Annotated in this window: 17 protein-coding genes; 4 read left to right on the top strand and 13 right to left on the bottom strand. The window is 40.7% G+C overall.

Going from position 1 to position 21,647, the window contains the following annotated elements:
- Nucleotides 1–80 precede the first annotated feature (80 nt).
- Nucleotides 81–668 carry a nicotinate (nicotinamide) nucleotide adenylyltransferase gene (gene nadD / locus BUA16_RS01025; RefSeq protein WP_072762778.1) on the top strand — a complete coding sequence of 196 codons (588 nt, stop codon included), beginning with the start codon at nucleotides 81–83 and terminating at the stop codon, nucleotides 666–668.
- A gap of 378 nt (nucleotides 669–1,046) precedes the next feature.
- Here nadD and BUA16_RS01030 read toward each other — a convergent pair whose 3' ends face one another.
- The 7 genes from BUA16_RS01030 to BUA16_RS01060 form a co-directional block, all read right to left on the bottom strand.
- Complete coding sequence (locus BUA16_RS01030) at nucleotides 1,047–3,314, bottom strand: inorganic phosphate transporter (RefSeq protein ID WP_072762779.1); 2,268 nt, start codon at nucleotides 3,312–3,314, stop codon at nucleotides 1,047–1,049.
- Between the two features lie 129 nt (nucleotides 3,315–3,443).
- A complete protein-coding gene (gene phoU / locus BUA16_RS01035) occupies nucleotides 3,444–4,106 on the bottom strand; it encodes a phosphate signaling complex protein PhoU (protein ID WP_072762780.1) in 663 nt (220 codons plus the stop codon).
- Between the two features lie 11 nt (nucleotides 4,107–4,117).
- Nucleotides 4,118–4,957: a phosphate ABC transporter ATP-binding protein PstB gene (gene pstB, locus BUA16_RS01040; protein ID WP_245795493.1), complete on the bottom strand. Its 840-nt coding sequence runs from the start codon at nucleotides 4,955–4,957 to the stop codon at nucleotides 4,118–4,120.
- Nucleotides 4,936–5,790 (bottom strand): phosphate ABC transporter permease PstA, encoded by an 855-nt coding sequence (gene pstA, locus BUA16_RS01045; RefSeq protein WP_072762781.1) that lies wholly within the window; start codon nucleotides 5,788–5,790, stop codon nucleotides 4,936–4,938. The genes pstB and pstA overlap by 22 nt, the downstream gene beginning before the upstream one ends.
- Nucleotides 5,783–6,661: a phosphate ABC transporter permease subunit PstC gene (gene pstC / locus BUA16_RS01050; RefSeq protein WP_072762782.1), complete on the bottom strand. Its 879-nt coding sequence runs from the start codon at nucleotides 6,659–6,661 to the stop codon at nucleotides 5,783–5,785. The genes pstA and pstC overlap by 8 nt, the downstream gene beginning before the upstream one ends.
- Before the next feature lie 67 nt (nucleotides 6,662–6,728).
- Nucleotides 6,729–7,673 carry a PstS family phosphate ABC transporter substrate-binding protein gene (locus BUA16_RS01055; protein ID WP_072762783.1) on the bottom strand — a complete coding sequence of 315 codons (945 nt, stop codon included), beginning with the start codon at nucleotides 7,671–7,673 and terminating at the stop codon, nucleotides 6,729–6,731.
- A gap of 119 nt (nucleotides 7,674–7,792) precedes the next feature.
- Nucleotides 7,793–8,995 (bottom strand): porin, encoded by a 1,203-nt coding sequence (locus BUA16_RS01060; RefSeq protein ID WP_072762784.1) that lies wholly within the window; start codon nucleotides 8,993–8,995, stop codon nucleotides 7,793–7,795.
- 333 nt (nucleotides 8,996–9,328) lie between these two features.
- On the opposite strand from BUA16_RS01060, the gene dgt reads away from it, so the two are divergent.
- Nucleotides 9,329–10,672: a dGTP triphosphohydrolase gene (gene dgt, locus BUA16_RS01065; protein ID WP_072762785.1), complete on the top strand. Its 1,344-nt coding sequence runs from the start codon at nucleotides 9,329–9,331 to the stop codon at nucleotides 10,670–10,672.
- Between the two features lie 6 nt (nucleotides 10,673–10,678).
- Here dgt and BUA16_RS01070 read toward each other — a convergent pair whose 3' ends face one another.
- Both BUA16_RS01070 and BUA16_RS01075 read right to left on the bottom strand, forming a co-directional pair.
- Entirely contained in the window at nucleotides 10,679–11,956 is a 1,278-nt protein-coding gene (locus tag BUA16_RS01070) for a DUF3078 domain-containing protein (RefSeq protein WP_245795494.1), read from the bottom strand.
- A gap of 1 nt (nucleotide 11,957) precedes the next feature.
- A complete protein-coding gene (locus BUA16_RS01075) occupies nucleotides 11,958–13,736 on the bottom strand; it encodes a 1-deoxy-D-xylulose-5-phosphate synthase (protein ID WP_072762786.1) in 1,779 nt (592 codons plus the stop codon).
- 168 nt (nucleotides 13,737–13,904) lie between these two features.
- Between BUA16_RS01075 and BUA16_RS01080 the strand changes: the two genes are divergently transcribed.
- Nucleotides 13,905–14,354 (top strand): nucleoside deaminase, encoded by a 450-nt coding sequence (locus BUA16_RS01080; RefSeq protein ID WP_072762787.1) that lies wholly within the window; start codon nucleotides 13,905–13,907, stop codon nucleotides 14,352–14,354.
- 249 nt (nucleotides 14,355–14,603) lie between these two features.
- On the opposite strand, the gene BUA16_RS01085 is transcribed toward BUA16_RS01080, so the two are convergent.
- From BUA16_RS01085 to aspS, 4 genes are all read right to left on the bottom strand, one after another.
- On the bottom strand, nucleotides 14,604–14,798 hold the full coding sequence (locus BUA16_RS01085; RefSeq protein WP_072762788.1) for a cold-shock protein: 195 nt from the start codon (nucleotides 14,796–14,798) through the stop codon (nucleotides 14,604–14,606).
- Between the two features lie 93 nt (nucleotides 14,799–14,891).
- The gene (locus BUA16_RS01090; RefSeq protein WP_072762789.1) at nucleotides 14,892–15,143 is read right to left on the bottom strand and encodes a hypothetical protein; all 252 of its coding nucleotides are present in this window, start codon (nucleotides 15,141–15,143) and stop codon (nucleotides 14,892–14,894) included.
- A 16-nt stretch (nucleotides 15,144–15,159) separates the two neighbouring features.
- Nucleotides 15,160–16,953: a chloride channel protein gene (locus tag BUA16_RS01095; RefSeq protein WP_072762790.1), complete on the bottom strand. Its 1,794-nt coding sequence runs from the start codon at nucleotides 16,951–16,953 to the stop codon at nucleotides 15,160–15,162.
- Between the two features lie 41 nt (nucleotides 16,954–16,994).
- Nucleotides 16,995–18,749 carry an aspartate--tRNA ligase gene (gene aspS, locus BUA16_RS01100; protein ID WP_072762791.1) on the bottom strand — a complete coding sequence of 585 codons (1,755 nt, stop codon included), beginning with the start codon at nucleotides 18,747–18,749 and terminating at the stop codon, nucleotides 16,995–16,997.
- 174 nt (nucleotides 18,750–18,923) lie between these two features.
- On the opposite strand from aspS, the gene BUA16_RS01105 reads away from it, so the two are divergent.
- Nucleotides 18,924–21,557: a TonB-dependent receptor gene (locus BUA16_RS01105; RefSeq protein WP_072762792.1), complete on the top strand. Its 2,634-nt coding sequence runs from the start codon at nucleotides 18,924–18,926 to the stop codon at nucleotides 21,555–21,557.
- Nucleotides 21,558–21,647: the final 90 nt, after the last annotated feature.

Below are 21,647 nucleotides of genomic sequence, written 5' to 3' on the forward strand. Positions count from 1 at the left end.
TCGGTCCTTCCCCCAACAGTATATTGCGGGGAATGGCCGATATTTGGTTTTAGCCGAATAAAGCGCGGTACAATTTCTATATGAAGAAAAAAATAGGACTCTACTTCGGGACATTTAACCCCATCCATGTGGGACATTTGATCATTGCCAATCACATGGTGGAGTTTTCAGATCTGGAGGAGGTCTGGTTTGTGGTAACGCCTCATAATCCGTTTAAGAAGAAAAGTACTTTATTAGACGACTATCATCGTTATGATATGGTGTACGAGGCTACCAAGGAATATCCTAAGTTAAAACCGAGTAATATTGAGTTTAAGCTACCGCAGCCCAATTATACTATCAATACCTTGGTGCATTTGGAGGAAAAATATCCTAACAAATACGACTTTGCACTCATCATGGGGAGGGATAATTTAAAGAGCCTTCACAAGTGGAAGAATTATGAGGTCATTTTGGAGAATTATAGTATTTATGTGTATCCAAGAATAACCGAAGTCGAGAATATTGCTGTCCTAAAAAACCATCCAAAAATCGTAGAGGTCGATGCCCCTATCATGGAAATTTCATCGACGTTTATCCGCAAACAAATCAAGGCCGGTAAAAATATCAAACCTTTATTACCTTTAACTGTTTGGGAGTATTTGGATAAAATGAATTTTTATCGCTAGTTAGGCAATTCTAGGATTCCTTAAACTTTGTACCGGTATCTAAAAGAGCACCTTCAATAGGCGCGCAGTAGATTTGGTTTAGTTCCTTTCTAAGGGTTGCTGCTGCCTTTTAGGTAAGGCTGCTTCATTCCTCTTATCTAATATTGAATAGCTGGCTGTAGCGTACTGCGTACAGAGCCTTTCTGTGTCGTTTTTAGTTTTTATGGAACTGATGTAGGCTTGTTTGGTTAAGCAATCTTAAAACCGATGTAAAGGGCAAAACAACACCCTGATTGAGTCATAGAGTCGACTGTTCCTAAGTGGAAGAGGTTTGTCGTTGCATAGAAGGCAAAAAAAATACCGTAGCGAAGGCTACGGTATTTTTGGAAAGCTTTTTAATTAAGGCTCTATGGTTGCTGGTTTTACAGAACTGTCGTGTTCTTGGTAGTACAGCTCCAATAAGTTCATAGTAGCATTTATAAAATCCTTTGTTTCTAATAAAAAGGTAAAGTATAAGGTGGTATTTTTTGGACTGGATTCTTCCGTACGTGTCCTAGCCACCTGCTTTTCTATTTTAGAGGAAACAAGGTCTAATAACTCTTGTTTGCTAGCCAATATAGAACCAATATTCTCAAAGGAACGAGTTTCGAAAGTGTGTTTGGTCTCACTTAACAAGGTATCTAGTTTTAGGTCTATCTCCTTAAGTTCCTTAATTTGGTTGTACTTTAATTTTTTGTGATTGTTGTGAATATGCTTGTGGCTTATCTTGGTCAAATATTCCAAAGATTGGGCCATATCCTGGAGGTATCCCAATATATTGATGTAGAAATTACTGGCGCCAACACTGGCATCGTCCAGGTTTTTGATAAAGTAAAAAATATGATCCCTTAATTCATCTACTTCATCAGAAAGTTTAACAACGCCTTTTTTGTTCTTTTTCAACATATCCAAATCTTGTTTGGCAAGACCATCAATGGTATTGGTGAAAATCTTGTTACTTCGTTTGGCAACGTTAGAGATGTTGTTGGCACTTTCTTCGATAACGCCCTGTATAGAACTGCTTTCTGCCTTTCTAAGGCTGTCTTCGGCTCTTATTTCTTTAGATTTTTTATTGTGGGAGATATAGTTTCTCACCAATAAAAATACCGCTATCAATAATAAGATAGCCAACATAGAAGGCACATGGATATTTAATAGGTAAACGATTACTGCCGCAGAAATAAAGGCGATAAAGGCTGTAAAAAACCAACCTCCAATTACATTTAATACTCCAGCCACCCTGTAAACGGCACTTTCCGCACCCCAGGCCCTATCGGCCAAGGACGTACCCATCGCAACCATAAAGGTAACGTAGGTTGTAGACAATGGTAATTTATAAGAGGTCGCAATAGAGATCAAAACCCCGGCAACCATAAGGTTTACCGCTGCCCTTACCATATCAAAAGCCGGCAGTTCATAGGTTTTGTCCTTCGATAAGGCGATGACCGGTTTTTGAAAATTCAAATCGATTTTTTTCTGTAATGAATTTGGGATAAGGGCGTTTGCCCCAGCAGACAGTAACATGGCGGTCCTTACGATGCCACGTGATAGGAAATTGGGCTGAAAACGCTCTTTAGACTCCCCTTCCCTGGAAAGGTTTATTTCGGTTTCTGCTACGTAACGTGCCTTTTTGGAAAACCATAAGGTGATAACCATGATCATTCCGGCAACAAATAACAATACCGTAGGCGTAGGAACTTTTTTAGCCAATATGTTCATGCTGAATTCCGTCGCAGGGATACCAGAGGCACTCCATGCTTCAAAAGACTGCCAAGCGGCGATCGGAACACCGATAAAGTTTACCAAGTCGTTCCCCGCAAAGGCCAAGGCCAAGGCAAAGGTACCAGCGACAATGATAAGTTTGTAGATATCGTATTTTAAAACGGAAGAGACAATGTAAGAAATTGCAGAACAAACAACAAGACTTCCAACGATGATCACTTTGGTGCTGTGTTGAATAAAGTATAACACATCTTCACTGACAAAGGTGGCTCCTTTTAAACCTTTGATCAATATAAAATAAGTGATGGCGGTTAAAGCAGCCCCTCCAAATAGGGCGCCCACCCATTTCGGTTTTTTTCTAAAATCGAAAGAAAGCAATAAACGGGAAAAATATTGGACCAAGGCCCCTATGGTAAAGGCAATGACCACCGAGAGCAAAATACCCAATATAATTTCTGTGGCCTTGGAAGTGTTAATATGGTTGTAAACATCCATATAGTCGCCCGTTGTATTGGCAACTTTTATAAAGGCCATTGCAACGGCAGCTCCCAAAAGTTCAAAAACGATCGATACCGTCGTAGAGGTAGGCATCCCTATGGTATTGAAAAAATCCAGGAGAAGAATGTCGGTGATCATGACCGCCATAAAGATAATCATAATCTCACTGAACATAAATTCACTCGGATTAAAGATCCCTTTTCTGGCAACCTCCATCATTCCGCTCGAAAATATGGCACCTATGGCAATTCCCAAGCTGGCAACGATCATGATGGTCCTAAAAGAAATCGCCTTGGAACCAATGGCAGAATTCAGGAAATTAACGGCATCATTACTAACGCCTACTACCAAATCTGCCGCTGCCAAAAAGACAAGGGCAATAATCATTAAGAAATATATATTATCCATAACTATTTGTTAAAAAGCAACGGTGCAAACCTAATTAAAACCTAACAATCTTGGATATTAATTTGGTAATAATTTATAAAAAAATAGAGAGTGACAATACATTACACAACAAGGGAATGGCCTTTGTTCCTATTTTTTTTTCTTGTGCTTTACTACTTCGGCTTCTATATAAAAAATAATTTCCTCGGCAATATTTTTAAGCAGATCGCCTACCCTTTCCATTTTTTTTACTACCGAGAATAAAATCAAGGATTGTTTAATAACGGCGATATCCTTTTTTATTTCTTCTTCGATAATTCCAAAGGAGTCTCTGTTGATCTGATCTAGGATCTTATCCTTTTTAAAGACCTTTCTGGCCAGGCTTACGTCTTTCTCCTCATAGGCGGTCGTAATATAGTTGAACATCTCCATGATGGTGCTGTACATTTTTTCGAATTGTAAGACCTGGAATAATTCGGGTTTAATTTTCTCGTCCATATCGTCTACATAGCGCGAAATACTATAAGCATGGTCAGCGATACGTTCTAGGTCGAAATTAATTTTCCTGATGGCCATGACAAAGCGTAGGTCTATGGCTACGGGATTGTACAGGGCCAAGAATTTTTCACAATCTTCCTCTATCTTTAGATCTAGGGCGTTAACACGGGCTTCTTTAGTGATGACTTCCTCTGCCAGATCGCTATCGTGCTCCATAAAGGCTTCCTTTGCCTTTTCCATTTGGGATTTGCAAAGAGTAAGCATTTTAAAACCAGCTTGGTTTATAACGTCTCGTTGGTGGGTTGCATTTGCCATATACAAATTGTTTATCCGAACCTACCGGTAATGTAGTTTTCGGTTTGTTTTTTTTCTGGGTTAGTAAAGATATTCTTTGTTTTATTAAATTCTATGAGTTCCCCCAGGTAGAAAAAGGCAGTATAATCACTGATTCTACTGGCTTGTTGCATATTATGGGTAACAATAACAATGGTATATTTCTGTTTTAGCTGAAAGATAAGTTCTTCAATTTTTGCCGTAGAAATAGGGTCTAATGCAGAGGTAGGTTCGTCCATTAAAATAATGGAAGGTTCTACCGCCAAGGTCCTTGCAATGCACAAACGTTGTTGTTGTCCTCCTGAAAGGGCCAGTCCCGATTTTTTTAAATCGTCCTTAACTTCCTCCCATAATCCTACTTGTTTCAAAGAAGAAATTACACGGTCATTGATCAACTGTTTGTCCTTGATGCCTTGTATTTTGAGGCCATAGGCAACATTGTCGAATATTGATTTTGGAAAGGGGTTCGGTTTTTGAAAAACCATTCCTACCTCCTTGCGCAACTCTTCGACATTCACATTTTTCTTGTAAATGTTTTGTCCGTTGATCTTAATTTTTCCTTCTAGAGAAAATCCGTCTACATAATCGTTCATCCTATTGAATAGGCGAAGGAAAGTAGATTTTCCACATCCCGATGGGCCAATAAAAGCAGTTACTGTATTTGGTTTAATACTCATGCTAATGCCTTTGATGGCATTAAACTCTTCGTACCAAACCTTAATATTTTTGGTTTCTATTTTCGGGGTCTTTTTAAGGCTAGTATCGACAATGCTATCTAGTACTACACCTTTTTTCTTTGGATTCTCCATAGTTATTTCCATTTCTTTTGCCATTTATTTCTAAAGTATACCGCTATACCGTTCATTATAAAAGTGATGCCCAATAATATGATAATCGCAGCGGCGGCGTTTTCTATAAATCCTGCTTGTGGCCTAGAGATCCAATTGAATATTTGGATGGGCATGACCGAAAATTCATCCATGGGGCTTTGAGGGACAAAGGGCACATAGGCCAAAGCTCCTACGACTATTAAAGGGGCTGTCTCTCCCACAGCTCTGGAAAGGGCCAGGATGACCCCGGTAAGGATTCCTCCTCCCGAAGCGGGAAGAATTTGGTGCCAGATAGTTTGCCATTTTGAGGCTCCCAAGGCAAAGGAAGCATCTTTAATAGATTGTGGCACCGCTTTAATAGCTTCTCTTGTCGATACGATTACGATAGGAAGTATCAGCAGGGACAAGGTTAAACTACCTGCTAGGACACTAGCTCCCAAATTCATGATTCTTACAAATACTTCCAATCCCAGAAGCCCGTATATGATAGATGGGACACCGGCTAAATTAGAGATGTTGATTTCTAACAATCCGGCCAGTTTGTTATTCTTAGCGTATTCTTCCAAATAAATACCAGCCGCAACGCCAACCGGAAAAGCTATGATGGTGGTAAGGGCTAAAATCCATATACTCCCCATTAAGGCAGTATAAATACCGGAGTTTTCGGCCTTTCGAGAGGGAAGATCGGTAATAAAGTCCCAATCGATTCTACGAATACCATCAATAAGAATGTCACCAATAAAAATGGTCAACAACACCAATCCTATAACGGTACAGAATATACCCCAAAATTTGAAAACCTGGTCTTTCCACCTATTTTTTTGAATGTTATTCATATTTCTCCTGGTATTTTTTTCTGATTCTATAACTCAATGTGTTCAACAAGAAGGTAAACGTAAACAAGGTGATCCCTGCTGCAAATATGGTTCTGTATTCTAGGGATCCGTGCTGTACATCCCCTAGGCTTACCTGTACAATGTAGGCGGTAATTGTCTCTACCGGTACTGTAGGGTCTAGGGTTAGTCTTGGTTGTTGGCCGGCCGCTATCGCTACAATCATGGTTTCCCCAATAGCTCTTGAAATAGCCAAAATTATGGAGACGATGATCCCGGAGGAGGCCGCAGGGACAATGACCTTAAAGGCGGTCTGTAATTTTGTAGCCCCCATACCATAAGAAGCTTCACGAAGGGAAGCAGGAACGGCATGTAAGGCATCCTCACTAATAGAAGATATATAAGGAATAATCATGATCCCCATCACTATCCCGGCAGAAAGAGAGTTAAAGCCGGCAAGATCGGGAAAGAATCCTTGTAAAAAAGGCGTTACTACGACCAAGGCAAAGAAACCATAAACTACGGTAGGGATAGAGGCCAATAGCTCTAATAAGGGTTTAACGGCTTTTCTAAAAGCTTTAGGGGCGTATTCGCTTAAGTAAATACTTATGGTCAACCCAATAGGCAAGGCCACGGATATCGCAATAAAAGAAGTGAGCAAGGTTCCAGAGAGCAGGGGCAATATCCCAAAGTGTTTCTCGGTAAACAATGGAGTCCATTGGGTATCGGTTAAAAAATCGAAAATGGAAACCTCACTGAAGAATTGAATGGCTTCAATAGAAAGTACCAATATAATGCCCAGAGTTACGGCAATGGTTATTAAGGCGCTTGTCATAAGCGTTTTCTCAATAATAAGCTCTTTTATTTTGCGCATGGAAGCAGGTTTAAAAAAAGAAAATCAGGAGCAGGATAACTCCTGATTTTCGAAATAAATCTGGATTTTATTGATTGTCGGCAACAAAAGATTTAAAACTTTCTTTTTGTTGTGTGTACTTTTCCTCTGGTAGTGGAATGTATCCTACATCTGTTGCCAATTCTCCTGCAGTTTCCAAATAGAAGTTTACAAACTCAACCACTTCAGGCGATTTTACAGAAGTACTGTTAACGTATACAAACAGGGGTCTAGACAAAGGAGAATAGGTGCCGTTCTTAACAGTTTCTATGCTCGGTTTTACGACCTCGGTCCCATTATGAACCCCTATTAGGGATAATTTATCCTTGTTTTCGGAATAGTAAGCCAATCCAAAGAAACCAAGGGAATATTTATCGCCAGAAATACCTTGTACCAAAACATGGTCGTCTTCACTGGCCGTAAAGTCACCTCTACTAGAACCGCTTTTTCCAACAACGGCTTCCGTGAAATAGTCATAAGTTCCGGAAGCAACACCAGGACCGTACAAATGTATTTCTTCGTCAGGCCACTCTGGACGGATCTGATTCCATTTCATGATGGTTCCCTGTGCTGCAGGCTCCCATATTTTCTTTAATTCTTCAATTGTAAAGCTGTCTACCCAAGTGTTTTCCGGGTTTACCAATACTGCCAAACCATCATAGGCTACTTCTAACTCTAGGTAATTGATGTTATTTTCTTTACAAATGGCAATTTCTTTGTCCTTAATAGGACGCGAAGCATTGGAAATATTGGTTTCTCCTCTAGAAAACTTTTGGAATCCACCTCCAGTACCAGACACTCCTATGGTAACCTTTACATCGGGCTGTACATTTCTAAATTCCTCGGCAACAGCTTCTGACACAGGGAATACGGTACTGGAACCATCTATTTTAATGGTGCCATTCAATGCCTGGGCATCTCCTTTTTTCTCATTCTTACTTCCGCAGGCACCTAAGGTCAAGGCCAGGGATAGGATACAAACAACTTTTTTCATGTTATCTTTTGGATTTATATTGTATAAATAATTTTTAAAATTAGATACTTTAAAGTCGGGCCGGGTTAACTGAAGGTTAAGAAGCTATGGACCTTAAGTAATTGGTTGTAAATTATTGTTTAGAAATGAATATCCATTTGAAGGCGGAACATAAGTTCGTCCTTGCCGGCATCTAGGGATAAGTAACTTATATCTGACTGAACCTTTAATTTATGCCCAGCAATGTATTTTGACAAGCCTAGGGTGTATTGGTTTTCCGGTGCTTTTCCGGTAATATCCTGATCTAGGGTAATATTGGTATATCTTCCAGAAACCTCCCAGTTTTTCTTAAATAGATAGCCTGTTTGTAGGTTTAATCCGCTTCCTACCTGTACTTTATCACCCGTTAGGGTACCGTCAGAATTTTTAGCCAAGGGATCTTTGGCATCTCTATGTGCGTATTCGCCCATAAATGAAAAGCCATTATATTTAAACATAGCATCTAAAAAGAAGGTGCTGATGTTAGTGGAGTAAAATCCGCTTTCATCGTCAATGGTCATATAAGAACCTTGGTTACTTCTGTTTTTTACGGCATCTTGGTTAAAGTCGTAGGTTGCTCCTATCATTAGTTTTGGCGATGGTTCCCTTTGTAAATCTCCTCCTTGGTAATCTCCCTTAAAGGTTCCAAAAGGTAAAAGCTCTAGTCTTGAGGTGTATTGGTAGCCACCTAAATTGGCAGAAGTAATGTTTCGGCCTTCACCTTGAGAAATCGCAAATTTTTCGCGAATGACAAAGTTATCGCTTACATCGATCTGGTGTCTTAACTGAATCCCAATATCCCTGTCCAAGTTGAACCTGCTATTTAATAGGGAACGGTCTACCATTTGTAGGTTGGCAGAAGATACTACACGCTCTAAATTCCCTGGAAGTTTGGTTTGTCCTACCCAAAGGTCAAAATTCTCGTAGAAGTTCCATTTGGCAACGGCATCTAAAATATATCTTGGCGCATTGCTGGTGAATTCCGAAGCTCCGGATATATCTCTATTCGATAGGCCTAACTCTACTTTATATCTTAATTTTGGAGAGTAGGCGAACCCTTCAAATTTTAACCTCGATCTGCGGATCATAAAACGAGTCTCGGGATCAACAAGGTCGTTGTTGTTTCCTTCTTCCCAATTGGCGATGCCTAGAATTTGCATTCTAAAGCCAATCTTCATACTAAAAGTACTGTCTTTTCCAACCAAATTAAATAACCCTTTTCCAAAAGCAGGAGCATTGCTGTCCTGGGCAAAGGATGTCGAAATAGCAAATAATAAAGTGATTACTAGGATCTTAATTTTCATTTTTATTAGTTTTTGTCGCTGCAAAGAACTAACAGTAATGTTAACTTAAGGTTAACTGAAAAACAATTTTACTTTAAGTAAAAAAGCTACCTTGGCCAGAGGTAGCTTTATTGATCTCCAATAATTTAGTCGACAAAAACTAATAATTTAAGGAAAATCAGCTTTGTCTTAAGACGTGTGCTAAATTCGCCTTTATTGTTAATGTTGATGTAAACTCAATATTAATTTAATATTAAGCTTGCTGCTTTCCCAATAAAAAGGGAATTTATAGGTCTAGTTTTAATTATGTAGAAAAGTGCCAATCGTGTATATTGCATGTATTAATAAGCAGTTATGAATTGGGAACAACTACTATCGCTAAAACGATTTGGAGACAGACATAAAAGGATTAGAAAGGAACAGGACGAAACCCGTTTGGGCTTTGAGGTCGATTATGACCGAGTCATATTTTCTTCGGCCTTTAGAAGTTTACAAGATAAGACACAGGTGATACCGCTTTCGAAAACCGATTTTGTACACACCCGTTTAACCCATAGTTTAGAAGTTTCTGTCGTTGGGAGGAGTCTTGGAAGGATCGCGGGCCGGAAAATATTGGAGAAGCATCCTTATTTACGGGAGATACACGGATATCAATTTAACGATTTTGGGGCTATCGTTGCCGCGGCGGCTTTGGCACACGATATTGGGAACCCACCCTTTGGACATAGCGGCGAAAAGGCAATAGGGGAATATTTTAAGACGGGGAAGGGGCAGCAATATGCGGCGGTATTATCGGAAAAAGAATTTCAGGACATCGCCGATTTTGAGGGGAATGCCAATGGTTTTAAACTATTGTCGGAATCGCGCACCGGGGTAGCGGGCGGACTAAGGCTTAGTTATGCCACCTTGGGGGCTTTTATGAAGTATCCCAAAGAATCCCTGCCTATAAAACCTACCAAACACATTGCCGATAAAAAGTTTGGGTTTTTTCAGTCTGATGTGGCTTCTTTTGAAGAAATAGCCAAGGAATTGGGACTTATTCAGACTAGAAGTGGCAAGGATATCGGCTATTGCAGACACCCCTTGACCTTTTTGGTAGAAGCAGCAGACGATATTTGTTATACCATCATAGATTTTGAGGATGGTATTAACCTAGGACTTATTTCCGAGGACTACGCCTTGGAATACCTAATAAAATTGGTGAAAGACTCCATTAATATCCAGAAATACCACGAGTTGGTGTATCGGGAAGATAGGATAAGCTATTTAAGGGCCTTGGCCATTAATACTTTAATTTCGGATGCTATCGATGTTTTTGTGGCTCATGAAGAAGCAATATTAAAGGGAGAATTTACGGTGTCCTTGTTAGAAAAGAGCAAATTTAAGGCTCAAATAAACGACATCATTGACCTCAGTGTACGAAAGATCTATGAATCGCAAGAAGTGATCGAAAAGGAAATTGCGGGCTATAAAATTATATCCGATATTCTAGATGTGTATACGACCGCCTTGATTAGGGACCGGGAAGGAAACAGTTCTAATTACGATCAGCTGATGATAGCTACCCTGCCTGAATTTTACAGGCAGAGCGATACCTCTGTATATAAGATCTTATTAAATACTTGTTGCTATGTTGCTAGTTTATCGGATAGTGCTGCCGTACATATTCACAATAAAATTATGGGTAAAACACTCTAGTTCAATTTAGAAATTATAGGAGATACCTACCGCAAAGAGTTGCTTAAACTGAATTTTAGGGACCCCTTCACTTATAATGGAACCATCTTCGGCCTTTACAGGATCCATCAAAATATCATCATCATATAAGATATGGGTGCCTAATTTTGTGCTCACATATTTATTGACTTTAAGGTCAAGGTTCAGTTCCCAGTCGAGATCAATATTTCCAAAGCTTTTCAGGTAATCGGAATATAAACTGGCCCTGCTCCTTAACTTTACATTCTCAGAGATCTTAGATTCCCATGTATTGGTAACGAGGAACCCAAATTCCATGAGCACATTTTCACCGTCGGTTATTTTATTGCCATCGGCATCATATTGTGCTTTTTTTGCTCCAAAGGCACCTTTATCTGCCAAATCTTGATCTAATATAAAGGTTGCTTTTTGTGTAAAAGGGGAAATGTATAAGTTTAGTTTTTTCCCTTCAGGAATAAAGGAGGTTCCGGCTCCAATAAATCCATACCCAGGGGCCATAAACCTGGAAATAGGAGTTTTTCTATTGGGATATTTAAAACCTTTTGAAAATTGGGTGTTAAAGTTCGCCCGAACCGAGTAGTACCAGTTACTGATGGTGTCTCTTCGGTATGCAAAGGTCGATGAAATACGGATCGCATCATCTGTCTTTCGCAGCTTTTCATTTTCTTGGGAGTTTATGCCATACCTGAGTTCTAGGTCATTATCCCATTTTATATATCTAAATTTATAATTTCGGACAAATTTGATGTTGGCCAAGGCCGAAACGGAATTGTTACCCCCTGCATTCCAATTGATAAAGGCTACTTCACTTAGATTTATTCCTAATTTATTTTCTTTTTCCCAAAAAGACGGAATCCTAAATCGTTTGTATTGTTCGTCTAAGGGCTTTGTTCTTTTAAAAGAAATTACGGGGTTCGTAAGGTTGGCGCCTCTAGGGATATTTTTAATCTTATCCTGAAAGGTCCTAATGACAATAGTATCGACAACGCGCATGCTATCGATCTGCATGGAATCTAAATACTGAAAAGGCATTATGGAATCTATCGCCGGAGCAGGTCTTAGCGAGTCTATAGTAGGGGTAGGCCTAAGAGAATCAATCTCCCGAGCAAGTCTTATCGAGTCTACAGTAGCGCTGGTTCTAAGAGAATCTATCACCGGAGCGGGCCTCAGAGAGTCTATCGCCGGAGCGGGCGGAATAGTGTCCTGTGCATTAAGTTGGTTAAAACAAAGTATTAAAAAGGCAATGAAAGTTATTTTACTACGCATGTTAATCTGTGTTCAAAATAGAATTAATGTAATTATTAAGGCTCAACATATCAATTTCAGTAAGCGATTGAAGCTCTTCAACGGTACCGTGTTCTATAAATAAATCTTCTATTCCAAAGATTTTGATTGGTTTTCTTATCCCAATTTCATTGGAAAACTCTAGGACGGCACTGCCGAATCCACCAGCTTTACAACCGTCTTCAATGGTTATAATATGGGTATAGGTTTCCAGGATACTTGTCAGCATTTTGGCGTCCAAAGGTTTTATAAACCGCATATTATAATGACCAATTTTACTAGCATCTTTTCGAGCTTCCAGTAATTGGGTGACCATATTACCAATATGGCCGATGGAAAGAACAGCAATTTCCGTACCTTTTTTTAATTCTTGAGCGATTCCTATGGGAATTGCTTTAAATTTCTGCTTCCAATCGATGGTTACTCCCCTTCCTCTAGGGTATCTGATGGCAATAGGGTGCTGTAATCCCAATTGGGCCGTATACATTATATTGCGCAATTCTACTTCGTTCATTGGTGCAAAAATAACCAGATTCGGAATACATCTTAGATAAGCAATATCGTAAAGTCCGTGATGGGTAGCCCCATCCTGACCTACTAGGCCGGCACGATCCAAACAAAAAACCACCGCTAGGTTTTGCAGTGCCACATCGTGAATTATTTGATCGTAGGCCCTTTGTAAAAAGGTTGAATAGATATTGCAAAAGGGCACTAAACCTTCAGCAGCCATCCCGGCGGCCATGGTAACGGCGTGTTGTTCGGCAATGCCAACATCGAAGGCCCTTTCTGGAATTTGTTCCATCATAAACTTTAAGGAACTACCGGTAGGCATAGCAGGGGTAATACCCACGATACGTCGATTTTCCTTGGCGAGTTCTACGAGCGATAGACCAAAAACGTCCTGGTATTTGGGCGGTTCAACTCGACTTGATTTTGGCAAAAGATCGCCGGTTAGTTTATCGAATTTCCCTGGGGCGTGATATACGACCTGATTTTCCTCGGCCTTTTTCAATCCCTTGCCCTTGGTGGTAATAATATGTAAGAACTTTGGGCCTTGAATGGTTTTTAACCTTTCTAGTTCCTGTATAAGCCCCGGTAAATCATGTCCGTCTATAGGACCTGAATAGTTGAAATTTAGGGCCTCGAATATATTTTCTTGTCGTGCCGTGCCTTTTTTTACGTTCGTCAAATATTTTTTTAAAGCTCCCACACTTGGATCAATGCCAATGGCATTATCGTTAAGAATAATTAATACATTGGCTGTTGTTACCCCTGCATGGTTAAGGCCTTCGAAGGCCATACCGCTAGCAATAGAGGCATCCCCGATGACGGCAATATGTTGGCGTTCCTTTTCTCCCTTTAATGCAGATGCCAAGGCCATTCCTAGAATAGCAGAAATTGAAGTAGAGCTATGTCCGGTTCCGAAATCGTCATAGGGACTTTCGCTGCGGTTTGGAAATCCGCTAATTCCTCCTTTTTGTCTGTTGGTATGGAAAATATCCTTTCGACCAGTCAAAATTTTATGTCCATAGGCTTGGTGGCCCACATCCCAGATAAGTTTGTCATTGGGCGTATCAAAGACATAGTGTAGGGCTATAGTCAGTTCTACGACTCCTAAACTAGCGCCTAAGTGACCTTCTTTAGTAGCCACGATATCGATAATAAACTCCCTTAACTCTTGGGCGAGTTGATGGAGTTCGGCAAGTTTTAATTGACGAAGCTCAAGAGGACTATGTATATGTTGAAGGAGACCTGTAGGCATGAAAAAAAATTAAAGCACAAAACTACGGTATTTACGGATTCAATTTAGAATTCCTTAGGGTATCCTTAACGGTTTTTAGTAATATTTGTTGAAGGTGAGGACAGGAGAGCCCAATTTTTTTTTGCTCATAGGCCATTATTGTTTACTATTGTATCTAAACTTTTTAGGATGATAACACCCTTTGATGACGCCTATTTTATGAAGAAGGCCTTGCAAGAAGCCGAAATTGCCTTTGAAAAGGGAGAGGTTCCGGTAGGGGCAGTGATTGTGGTAGAGGACAGGATTATTGCCCGAGCGCACAACCTTACCGAACAATTAAACGATGTTACTGCCCATGCAGAAATGCAGGCTATTACGGCTGCGGCCAACTTTTTAGGAGGGAAATATTTACATAATTGTACCCTTTACGTCACTTTAGAGCCTTGTCAAATGTGTGCGGGGGCCCTTTATTGGAGTCAAATTTCCAAAATTGTCTACGGTGCCAAGGACACAGAAAGAGGTTTTTCTACCATGGGAACTAAAATACACCCTAAGACAAAGGTGGTACAAGGGGTCATGGAAAAGGAGGCGGCGCAACTATTGAAGCGATTTTTTATCGAAAAAAGAAATTTAAATTAAAGTTCTTTTTTGCGTTAGGGATCGCGGCGGCATCCCCGCAGCAAGGCAAGGGATAAAGCCAAGAGCCCGACCGACGAAGGAGGGAACGCCCAAATTATTTTGCTGAACACCTTGGAAAATTGAAGGTGACGAGATCTAGAATGCTTGCTGTTATAAGTTTCGAGATGAATGGCTTGTACCCTCGATAAAATCCATAAAAAAACCCTCAGCGTGACTGAGGGCTTTGCATTTTTTTCAAAATAAAATATATTAGCCTATTACCTGCACTTGTGCGGCAACGATGCCCTTTCGTCCTTCTTCTTCCTGATATTCTACTTTGTCACCTTCGTTAAGCTCGGTTCCGTTCAGTGCCGTGGCGTGAACAAAAATGTCTTGTCCTGTGTCGTCGTTTGTAATGAATCCAAAACCTTTGGTTTCATTGAAAAATTTTACTGTTCCTGTCATTCCATTAAGATTAAAATAATAACTGATTAGCTTACTAAGCTATGTTTATTTTAATATAAAACCAAACGGAATTAATTTAAAATGGGGAAAAACTTACTGATTTTGAGGCTTCTTCTTTTCATTTGCCTGCATTTTTTTTATGTTTTCCTCGTTCAGCATATAGTCTTTCATGTTTTTGCCCTTGCTGACTTTTATTAAAAAAAGCGGCATGGCCACCAAAAATATGCCTACAGTGCCAAAGCCAATACACTTGTTTGCTAGGACCAGGTTTTCTTCGTTGATGGTGAATCCGTAAGTAATGGAGGCCAAGGAGCCTACAAAAATTAGAATTATAAGATACTTCATTGGTATGGAATGAACATTATCGTGTAAAATTAATTAATTTTCTTCGGTAAGAGGTCAATAGTTTTGATTTAGAAATGAATCCGGAGTATTTACCGTCCTTAACTACCGGAAGGTTCCAGGCGCCACTAGCTTGAAATTTGTCCATAATATCGGTCATCTTATCCTTTTCCCACGCAATAATCTCGGGTGGGGTCTGCATTATATCACTGGCTATTACTTCTTGGTACATAGATTGGTCGAACATGATGGGTCTTATATCGTCTAATAGGATGACCCCTAGTAGGGAGCCGTCTTTTTCATCGATTACCGGAAAAATATTCCGATTAGATTTTACGACGGCCCGGTGGACAATATCGCCAAGGTTCATTTCTGGATAAATAGGAATGAAATTGGTCTCTACCACCTTTTCAATATCCATTAGGGTTAAAATGGCATGATCTTTATCGTGGGTGATCAATTCCCCTTTTCTACCCAATTCCATATTGTAAACGGAGTGCGGGTGTACGTATTTGGTAATGGCGTAAGAGATGGTAGCGGTAATCATTAGGGGAATAAATAGTTCGTACCCTCCGGTGACTTCTGCGATAAGGAATATTGCGGTCAAGGGGGCGTGGAGCACCCCTGCCATTAAACCGGCCATGCCTACCAAGGTAAAATTACTTTCGGAAATTTGTTGGGGGAATATACCGATCTGGTTGATGATTTTGGCAATGCAGTTGCCCATGATACTGCCCATAAATAGGGTAGGGGCAAAAATACCACCAACGCCACCCGCCCCAAAGGTAAGGGCGCTAGCAATGATTTTAAAGAATATGAGGCCAATTAATAAGGCTATAACCACCCATGCATTGCTGAGGTCTAAGTGGAAAATATTGGTTTCAAGGGCTTTCTCGGGCTGTCCTAGGATAAGGTTGTTGATAACATCGAACCCTTCTCCGTATAGGGGCGGAATTAGATAAATCAGTATCCCGATTCCAATTCCCCCTATGAGGAGGCGTTTTATGGGCGATTTTATGCGGTCAAAGAGCTTTTGTATACGATCGTAGACTTCGGTAAAATATATGGAGGTCAACCCGGCAAACAGTCCTAAAATTATAAAGTAGGGAACATCGCTAATTTTAAATCCGTCTATAATTTTAAAAGGCAGCAATATATCGTTTCCAAAGAAAAAGTAGGACGTAATGATAGCGGAGATAGATGCCAGCAATAGCGGGATCATGGACGCTATGGTCAAGTCTAGGCTAAAGACCTCAATGGCAAAAATAATAGCGGCTATGGGCGCTTTAAAGATAGACGACATGGCCCCTGCAGCTGCGCAACCGATCAATAGGTTTCTGGTACTCTGGTTCATATGGAGCACCCTCGAAATATTGGAGCTAATGGCTGCACCGGTGGCTACGGTGGGGCCCTCAAGACCTACGGATCCTCCAAAACCTATGGTAATGGGAGCTGTTAATATTGAGCCCAGCATTTGATACTTTTTCATAACCCCCTTTCGTTTGGAAATAGCAAAAAGGGTAGAGGGGATGCCGTGGCTGACCTTGTTTCTAAGGACATATTTTATAATGAGGTAGACCAGGGCAAACCCAATGAGAGGAAAAACAAAATAAAAGGCATTGTGGTAATGGCGAACTAAATTCCCTTCTAATAAATGCTGAAAAAAATGGGTGAGGTTTTTTAGGATTACTGCCCCTACTCCAGAGGTGAATCCTACTAAGATACTCAGTATATAAATGAAGTGTTTCTGGGAGATGTGCTTAGCACGCCAAACCAAAAAATTGGTCAACCAAGATTTTTTTAGTGTCGCCATAGGTTGAAAAAAAAATCCCGTATAAGAACGGGATTTTAAAGTTATAAAGAAATATTTAGTTTCAGATTAAGTTCTTTTAGTTGTTCTTCATCAATAGGGGAAGGGGCATCGATCATCACATCCCTACCGCTGTTGTTTTTTGGAAAGGCGATAAAATCGCGGATGGTTTCCTGACCTCCTAAAATAGCGACCAATCTGTCTAGACCAAAGGCAAGTCCACCATGTGGGGGAGCACCGTACTTAAAGGCCTCCATTAAAAATCCAAATTGTGCTTTGGCTTCTTCCGGACTAAAACCTAAATGTTTAAACATCGTGGCTTGCATATCGGTATCGTGGATACGGATAGACCCGCCTCCAATTTCATTACCGTTCAATACCAAATCGTAGGCATTTGCCTTCACTGCTCCCGGGTCTGTATCCAATAGTGCTAACTGGCCAGGTTTTGGGGAGGTAAACGGGTGGTGCATGGCATGGTAATGGCCAGTTTCTTCATCGAGTTCCAACAATGGAAAATCGATGACCCATAGCGGGGCGAACTCGTTGTTTTTTCGCAATCCCAGGCGCGTGGCGAGTTCCATACGAAGGGCACTCAGTTGGGTTCTTGTTTTGTTGGCATCCCCAGAAAGCACACAAATAAGGTCGCCTGGTTTTGCACCGGTAATTTTTGCCCATTCGGCAAGGTCGTTACTATCGTAGAATTTATCTACCGAAGATTTTAAGGAGCCATCGGCATTGTATTTTACATATACCATTCCTTTGGCACCTACCTGTGGTCTACGAACCCAATCGATAAGGGCATCGATTTCTTTTCTGGTATAGGTTGCGGCACCCGGAACAGCAATTCCGACAACTAGTTCGGCATCGTTAAAAACGCCAAACTCTTTGTGTTGGGCAACAGCATTTAATTCGCCAAATTCCATTCCAAAACGAATGTCCGGTTTGTCGTTCCCGTATTTCTTCATGGCATCGTCGTAGGTCATTCTTGGGAAGGAGTCTACGGTTACACCTTTTATTTCCTGTAACAGGTGTCTGGTAAGACCTTCGAAGACGTTTAAAATATCTTCTTGCTCCACAAAAGCCATCTCACAGTCTATTTGTGTAAATTCTGGCTGACGGTCGGCTCTGAGGTCTTCGTCCCTGAAACATTTTACGATCTGGAAATATTTGTCCATTCCCCCTACCATCAACAACTGTTTAAAGGTTTGTGGAGATTGGGGAAGGGCATAAAATTGTCCTTCGTTCATTCTGCTTGGAACCACAAAATCTCTAGCACCTTCCGGAGTAGATTTAATAAGGTATGGGGTTTCTACTTCAATAAAGCCTTCATCGGAAAGATATTTTCTGACTTCGATGGCAACCTTATGTCTAAAAATCAGGTTCTCTTTTACCGGATTCCTACGGATGTCCAGGTAGCGATATTTCATACGAATATCTTCACCTCCATCGGTCTGGTCCTCAATTGTAAAAGGAGGTACCAAGGATTGGTTTAGGACTTTTATCGCAGTTACCAACACCTCTATCTGTCCCGTAGGGATATTTGGGTTTTTGGAAGTACGTTCTATTACCGTTCCTGTAATCTGAACAACAAACTCGCGGCCTAGGCCTTTTGCGGTTTCCATAATTTCTTTAGGGGTACGCTCCTCATCAAAAATTAATTGGGTAATTCCATAACGGTCGCGTAAATCTGCCCAAATGACAAATCCCTTGTCCCTTACTTTTGCTACCCAACCCGATAGGGTTACCTCCTTATTGATGTCTGAAAGGTTCAGTTCACCACAATTATGACTTCTATACATGTTTTGTTCTTATAATGAAAGGACAAATGTAAGAAGTAATACGGGAAGCTGAAAAATTATAATCGTTTCAGAAATAAAAAATATCAAAATAATATTTTGCTGATTTATAGGGTATTATGTATTAATTCCTAAAAATTTGTTAAATTAGTAGGAATATCAACTAAATTATAGAATATGGGACACATTTTAAAAAAACACATTTTGCTGTTGTTAATGCTGGCTCCCGTGCTAGTGTTGGGACAAAATGTTATACAGGGAAAAGTTAGCGATTCGGGAAACGGAGACCTACTCCCTGGAGTAAACGTGGTGGTTAAGGGCACAACTACCGGAACGACCACAGATTTTGATGGGAATTACGAACTTAATGTGGGTAGTTTGCCGGTTACTTTGGTGTTTTCATCGATTGGCTTTAAAAGCCATGAAATTTTGGTCTCCTCTGCTGGAACGGTCAATGTAACGTTGGACGAAGGGCTTATGCTACAAGAGGTGATTATATTAGGGAACCGATCTAAACCTAGAACGGTTATCGGTTCGCCCGTACCTATTGACAATATAGGGGTTGCCGAACTTAAGAATACGGGTCAGCCTACGGTAGATAAGATGTTGACCTATAAGGTGCCATCTTTTAACTCTTCTACCCAGGCGGTTTCTGATGGAACAGCACATTTTGACCCAGCCGATCTTAGGGGACTGGGGCCCAGTAGAACATTGGTTTTGGTGAATGGTAAGCGTAAAAACCTAAGTTCCTTGGTGTATATTAATGATACGCCTGGGAAGGGAGAAGTTGGGGTAGATTTAAAGAGTGTGCCTTCTGCGGCCATAGAAAGGATAGAGGTTTTACGGGATGGTGCTTCTGCGCAATACGGTTCCGATGCCATTGCCGGGGTGATTAATATGGTCTTAAAAAGAAATGTAGCATATACCACGGTAGGGGCCAGTTCTGGCATTACCACAGAAGGGGATGGATTTAATTTTGCTGCCGATGTCAATAGTAGCATCAACCTAGGGGAAGATGGGGGTTTCTTAAACCTAACACTAGGGTATTACAAACAAGAGAAAACCAATAGGGCCGGCACCCCTGGGGAGGATACCTTATTCGGTGTTCCGGCCAATGATCCGGATTGGGGCTCCTGGTTGGCTGCCAACCCAGATTTGGGGATGAACGTTGGACAGCCAGAATTAAAAAAAATAGACATGTTTTTTAATGCCGGGGTACCTTTTAAAAATGGAAACGGCGAGTTATATACTTTTGGAGGCTTGACCTATAGGCAGGGAACAAGTTTTGCATTGTACAGAACACCCTATTGGATTCCGGATCCCTTTAATTTATTACATGCCCCGGGAACTACCTACCAAGGGTTTCAGCCTACTTTTGAAACCGATGTCAGGGACAATAATGCAACGGTGGGTGTAAAATGGAAATTGTTCACCATGGATGTCGATCTTAGTGGTACTTATGGGCGTAATGCGGTAGATTACGATGTTAGCAACTCTATTAACCAGGATTTAGGGGCCAATAGTCCAACCACCTTTGATGTCGGTGCCTATACCTTTAGCAATACCTTGGCAAATTTAGATTTCTCCAAAGATTTAGGAACCGTAAGTATTGCCTTTGGTGCCGAGCTTAGAGGCGAACGTTTTACGGCAATGGCCGGGGAACCAGCATCTTATTTTGGGGCAGGTACCCAATCATTCCCGGGATTACAACCGAGTAATGTCGTAGAAGCGACCCGGGAAAATTTTGGACTTTATGGTGAACTGGAATGGGAGCCTACCGATAGAATATTATTTGGGGGTGCTGTGAGGTATGAAGATTTTAGCGATTTTGGCGATAACACTTCCTGGAAAGTCAACGGAAGGTATTTATTGGGCGACAACCAAGGCGCTATTAGGGCTTCCTATAGTACAGGATTTAGAGCCCCTGCCTTGCACCAAATTTATTTGAGCAACATACAAACCTTGGTATCCGGGGGGACTATTTCCAATCAGGGAACCTTTAATAATGTAGACCCAATTATCAGGGATGGTTTAGGGGTGCCACAGCTAACCGCCGAAACTTCCAAAAATATTACGGCCGGATTTACCTATAAACCTATAGAAAACCTATCGTTTGCGGTAGATTTCTATAACGTAAAAATAGATGACAGGGTGTTGTTTACCAATGAAATAGGGTTCGATGGGGATGCCACTACAGATAATCCTGTGGAAGAAATTTTGCTCGCCAATGACATTACAAGTTTAAAGTTCTTTATAAATGCTGTAAACACCAATACTACAGGGGTTGATGTAGTGGCCAGTTATTCTAATATTGCGATGGGAAATGGCAATTTAGGAGTTAATATAGCAGCGAATTTTAACAATACAAAGATAGAAGGAGAAATAAAAACACCCGCTATCCTCGCTTCTAACGGGTATCAGATGTTTAACCGCAAGGAACAAGCAAGGATTACGAAAGTCCGCCCAAAATCGAAAGTACTTTTAGGGCTAGACTACGCTATTGAAAAGTGGAATTTTATCTTGAACAATACTTATTTTGGAGAGGTGTCCTGGGATCATGGGTCGGACCCTCAAAAAGATCAGGTGTTTGCAGGAAAGGTAATTACCGATCTGATCCTGGGGTACGATTTCTCCGATAAAATTTCGGCAAACATTGGCATCAACAATTTATTAAATGTGTATCCCGATGAATTGGACCCAAAAGGCGATGTTGTAACCGACCTTGGAGGACGATTCAGATATCCTTGGGAAGTGAATCAGTTTGGGTATGCAGGAACGATTATAAATGCTGGGATAAGCCTTAAGTTTTAAGGAGATGGCAACCATTTTAAAAATCGTCTAAAAGTTATTTTAGGCGTTTTTTTTTTGCCCTTATCGTAGGAACGAACCCGTTCCAATGTT

The sequence above is a fragment of the Arenibacter nanhaiticus genome (assembly GCF_900141935.1).
In the GTDB taxonomy this organism is placed as follows: domain Bacteria; phylum Bacteroidota; class Bacteroidia; order Flavobacteriales; family Flavobacteriaceae; genus Arenibacter; species Arenibacter nanhaiticus.

Bases quoted from the DNA above. Each gene is read 5' to 3' on its own strand.
- nadD (WP_072762778.1), top strand. From the start codon at position 81: ATGAAGAAAAAAATAGGACTCTACTTCGGGACATTTAACCCCATCCAT.
- BUA16_RS01030 (WP_072762779.1), bottom strand. From the start codon at position 3,314: ATGGATAATATATATTTCTTAATGATTATTGCCCTTGTCTTTTTGGCA.
- phoU (WP_072762780.1), bottom strand. From the start codon at position 4,106: ATGGCAAATGCAACCCACCAACGAGACGTTATAAACCAAGCTGGTTTT.
- pstB (WP_245795493.1), bottom strand. From the start codon at position 4,957: ATGGCAAAAGAAATGGAAATAACTATGGAGAATCCAAAGAAAAAAGGT.
- pstA (WP_072762781.1), bottom strand. From the start codon at position 5,790: ATGAATAACATTCAAAAAAATAGGTGGAAAGACCAGGTTTTCAAATTT.
- pstC (WP_072762782.1), bottom strand. From the start codon at position 6,661: ATGCGCAAAATAAAAGAGCTTATTATTGAGAAAACGCTTATGACAAGC.
- BUA16_RS01055 (WP_072762783.1), bottom strand. From the start codon at position 7,673: ATGAAAAAAGTTGTTTGTATCCTATCCCTGGCCTTGACCTTAGGTGCC.
- BUA16_RS01060 (WP_072762784.1), bottom strand. From the start codon at position 8,995: ATGAAAATTAAGATCCTAGTAATCACTTTATTATTTGCTATTTCGACA.
- dgt (WP_072762785.1), top strand. From the start codon at position 9,329: ATGAATTGGGAACAACTACTATCGCTAAAACGATTTGGAGACAGACAT.
- BUA16_RS01070 (WP_245795494.1), bottom strand. From the start codon at position 11,956: ATGCGTAGTAAAATAACTTTCATTGCCTTTTTAATACTTTGTTTTAAC.
- BUA16_RS01075 (WP_072762786.1), bottom strand. From the start codon at position 13,736: ATGCCTACAGGTCTCCTTCAACATATACATAGTCCTCTTGAGCTTCGT.
- BUA16_RS01080 (WP_072762787.1), top strand. From the start codon at position 13,905: ATGATAACACCCTTTGATGACGCCTATTTTATGAAGAAGGCCTTGCAA.
- BUA16_RS01085 (WP_072762788.1), bottom strand. From the start codon at position 14,798: ATGACAGGAACAGTAAAATTTTTCAATGAAACCAAAGGTTTTGGATTC.
- BUA16_RS01090 (WP_072762789.1), bottom strand. From the start codon at position 15,143: ATGAAGTATCTTATAATTCTAATTTTTGTAGGCTCCTTGGCCTCCATT.
- BUA16_RS01095 (WP_072762790.1), bottom strand. From the start codon at position 16,953: ATGGCGACACTAAAAAAATCTTGGTTGACCAATTTTTTGGTTTGGCGT.
- aspS (WP_072762791.1), bottom strand. From the start codon at position 18,749: ATGTATAGAAGTCATAATTGTGGTGAACTGAACCTTTCAGACATCAAT.
- BUA16_RS01105 (WP_072762792.1), top strand. From the start codon at position 18,924: ATGGGACACATTTTAAAAAAACACATTTTGCTGTTGTTAATGCTGGCT.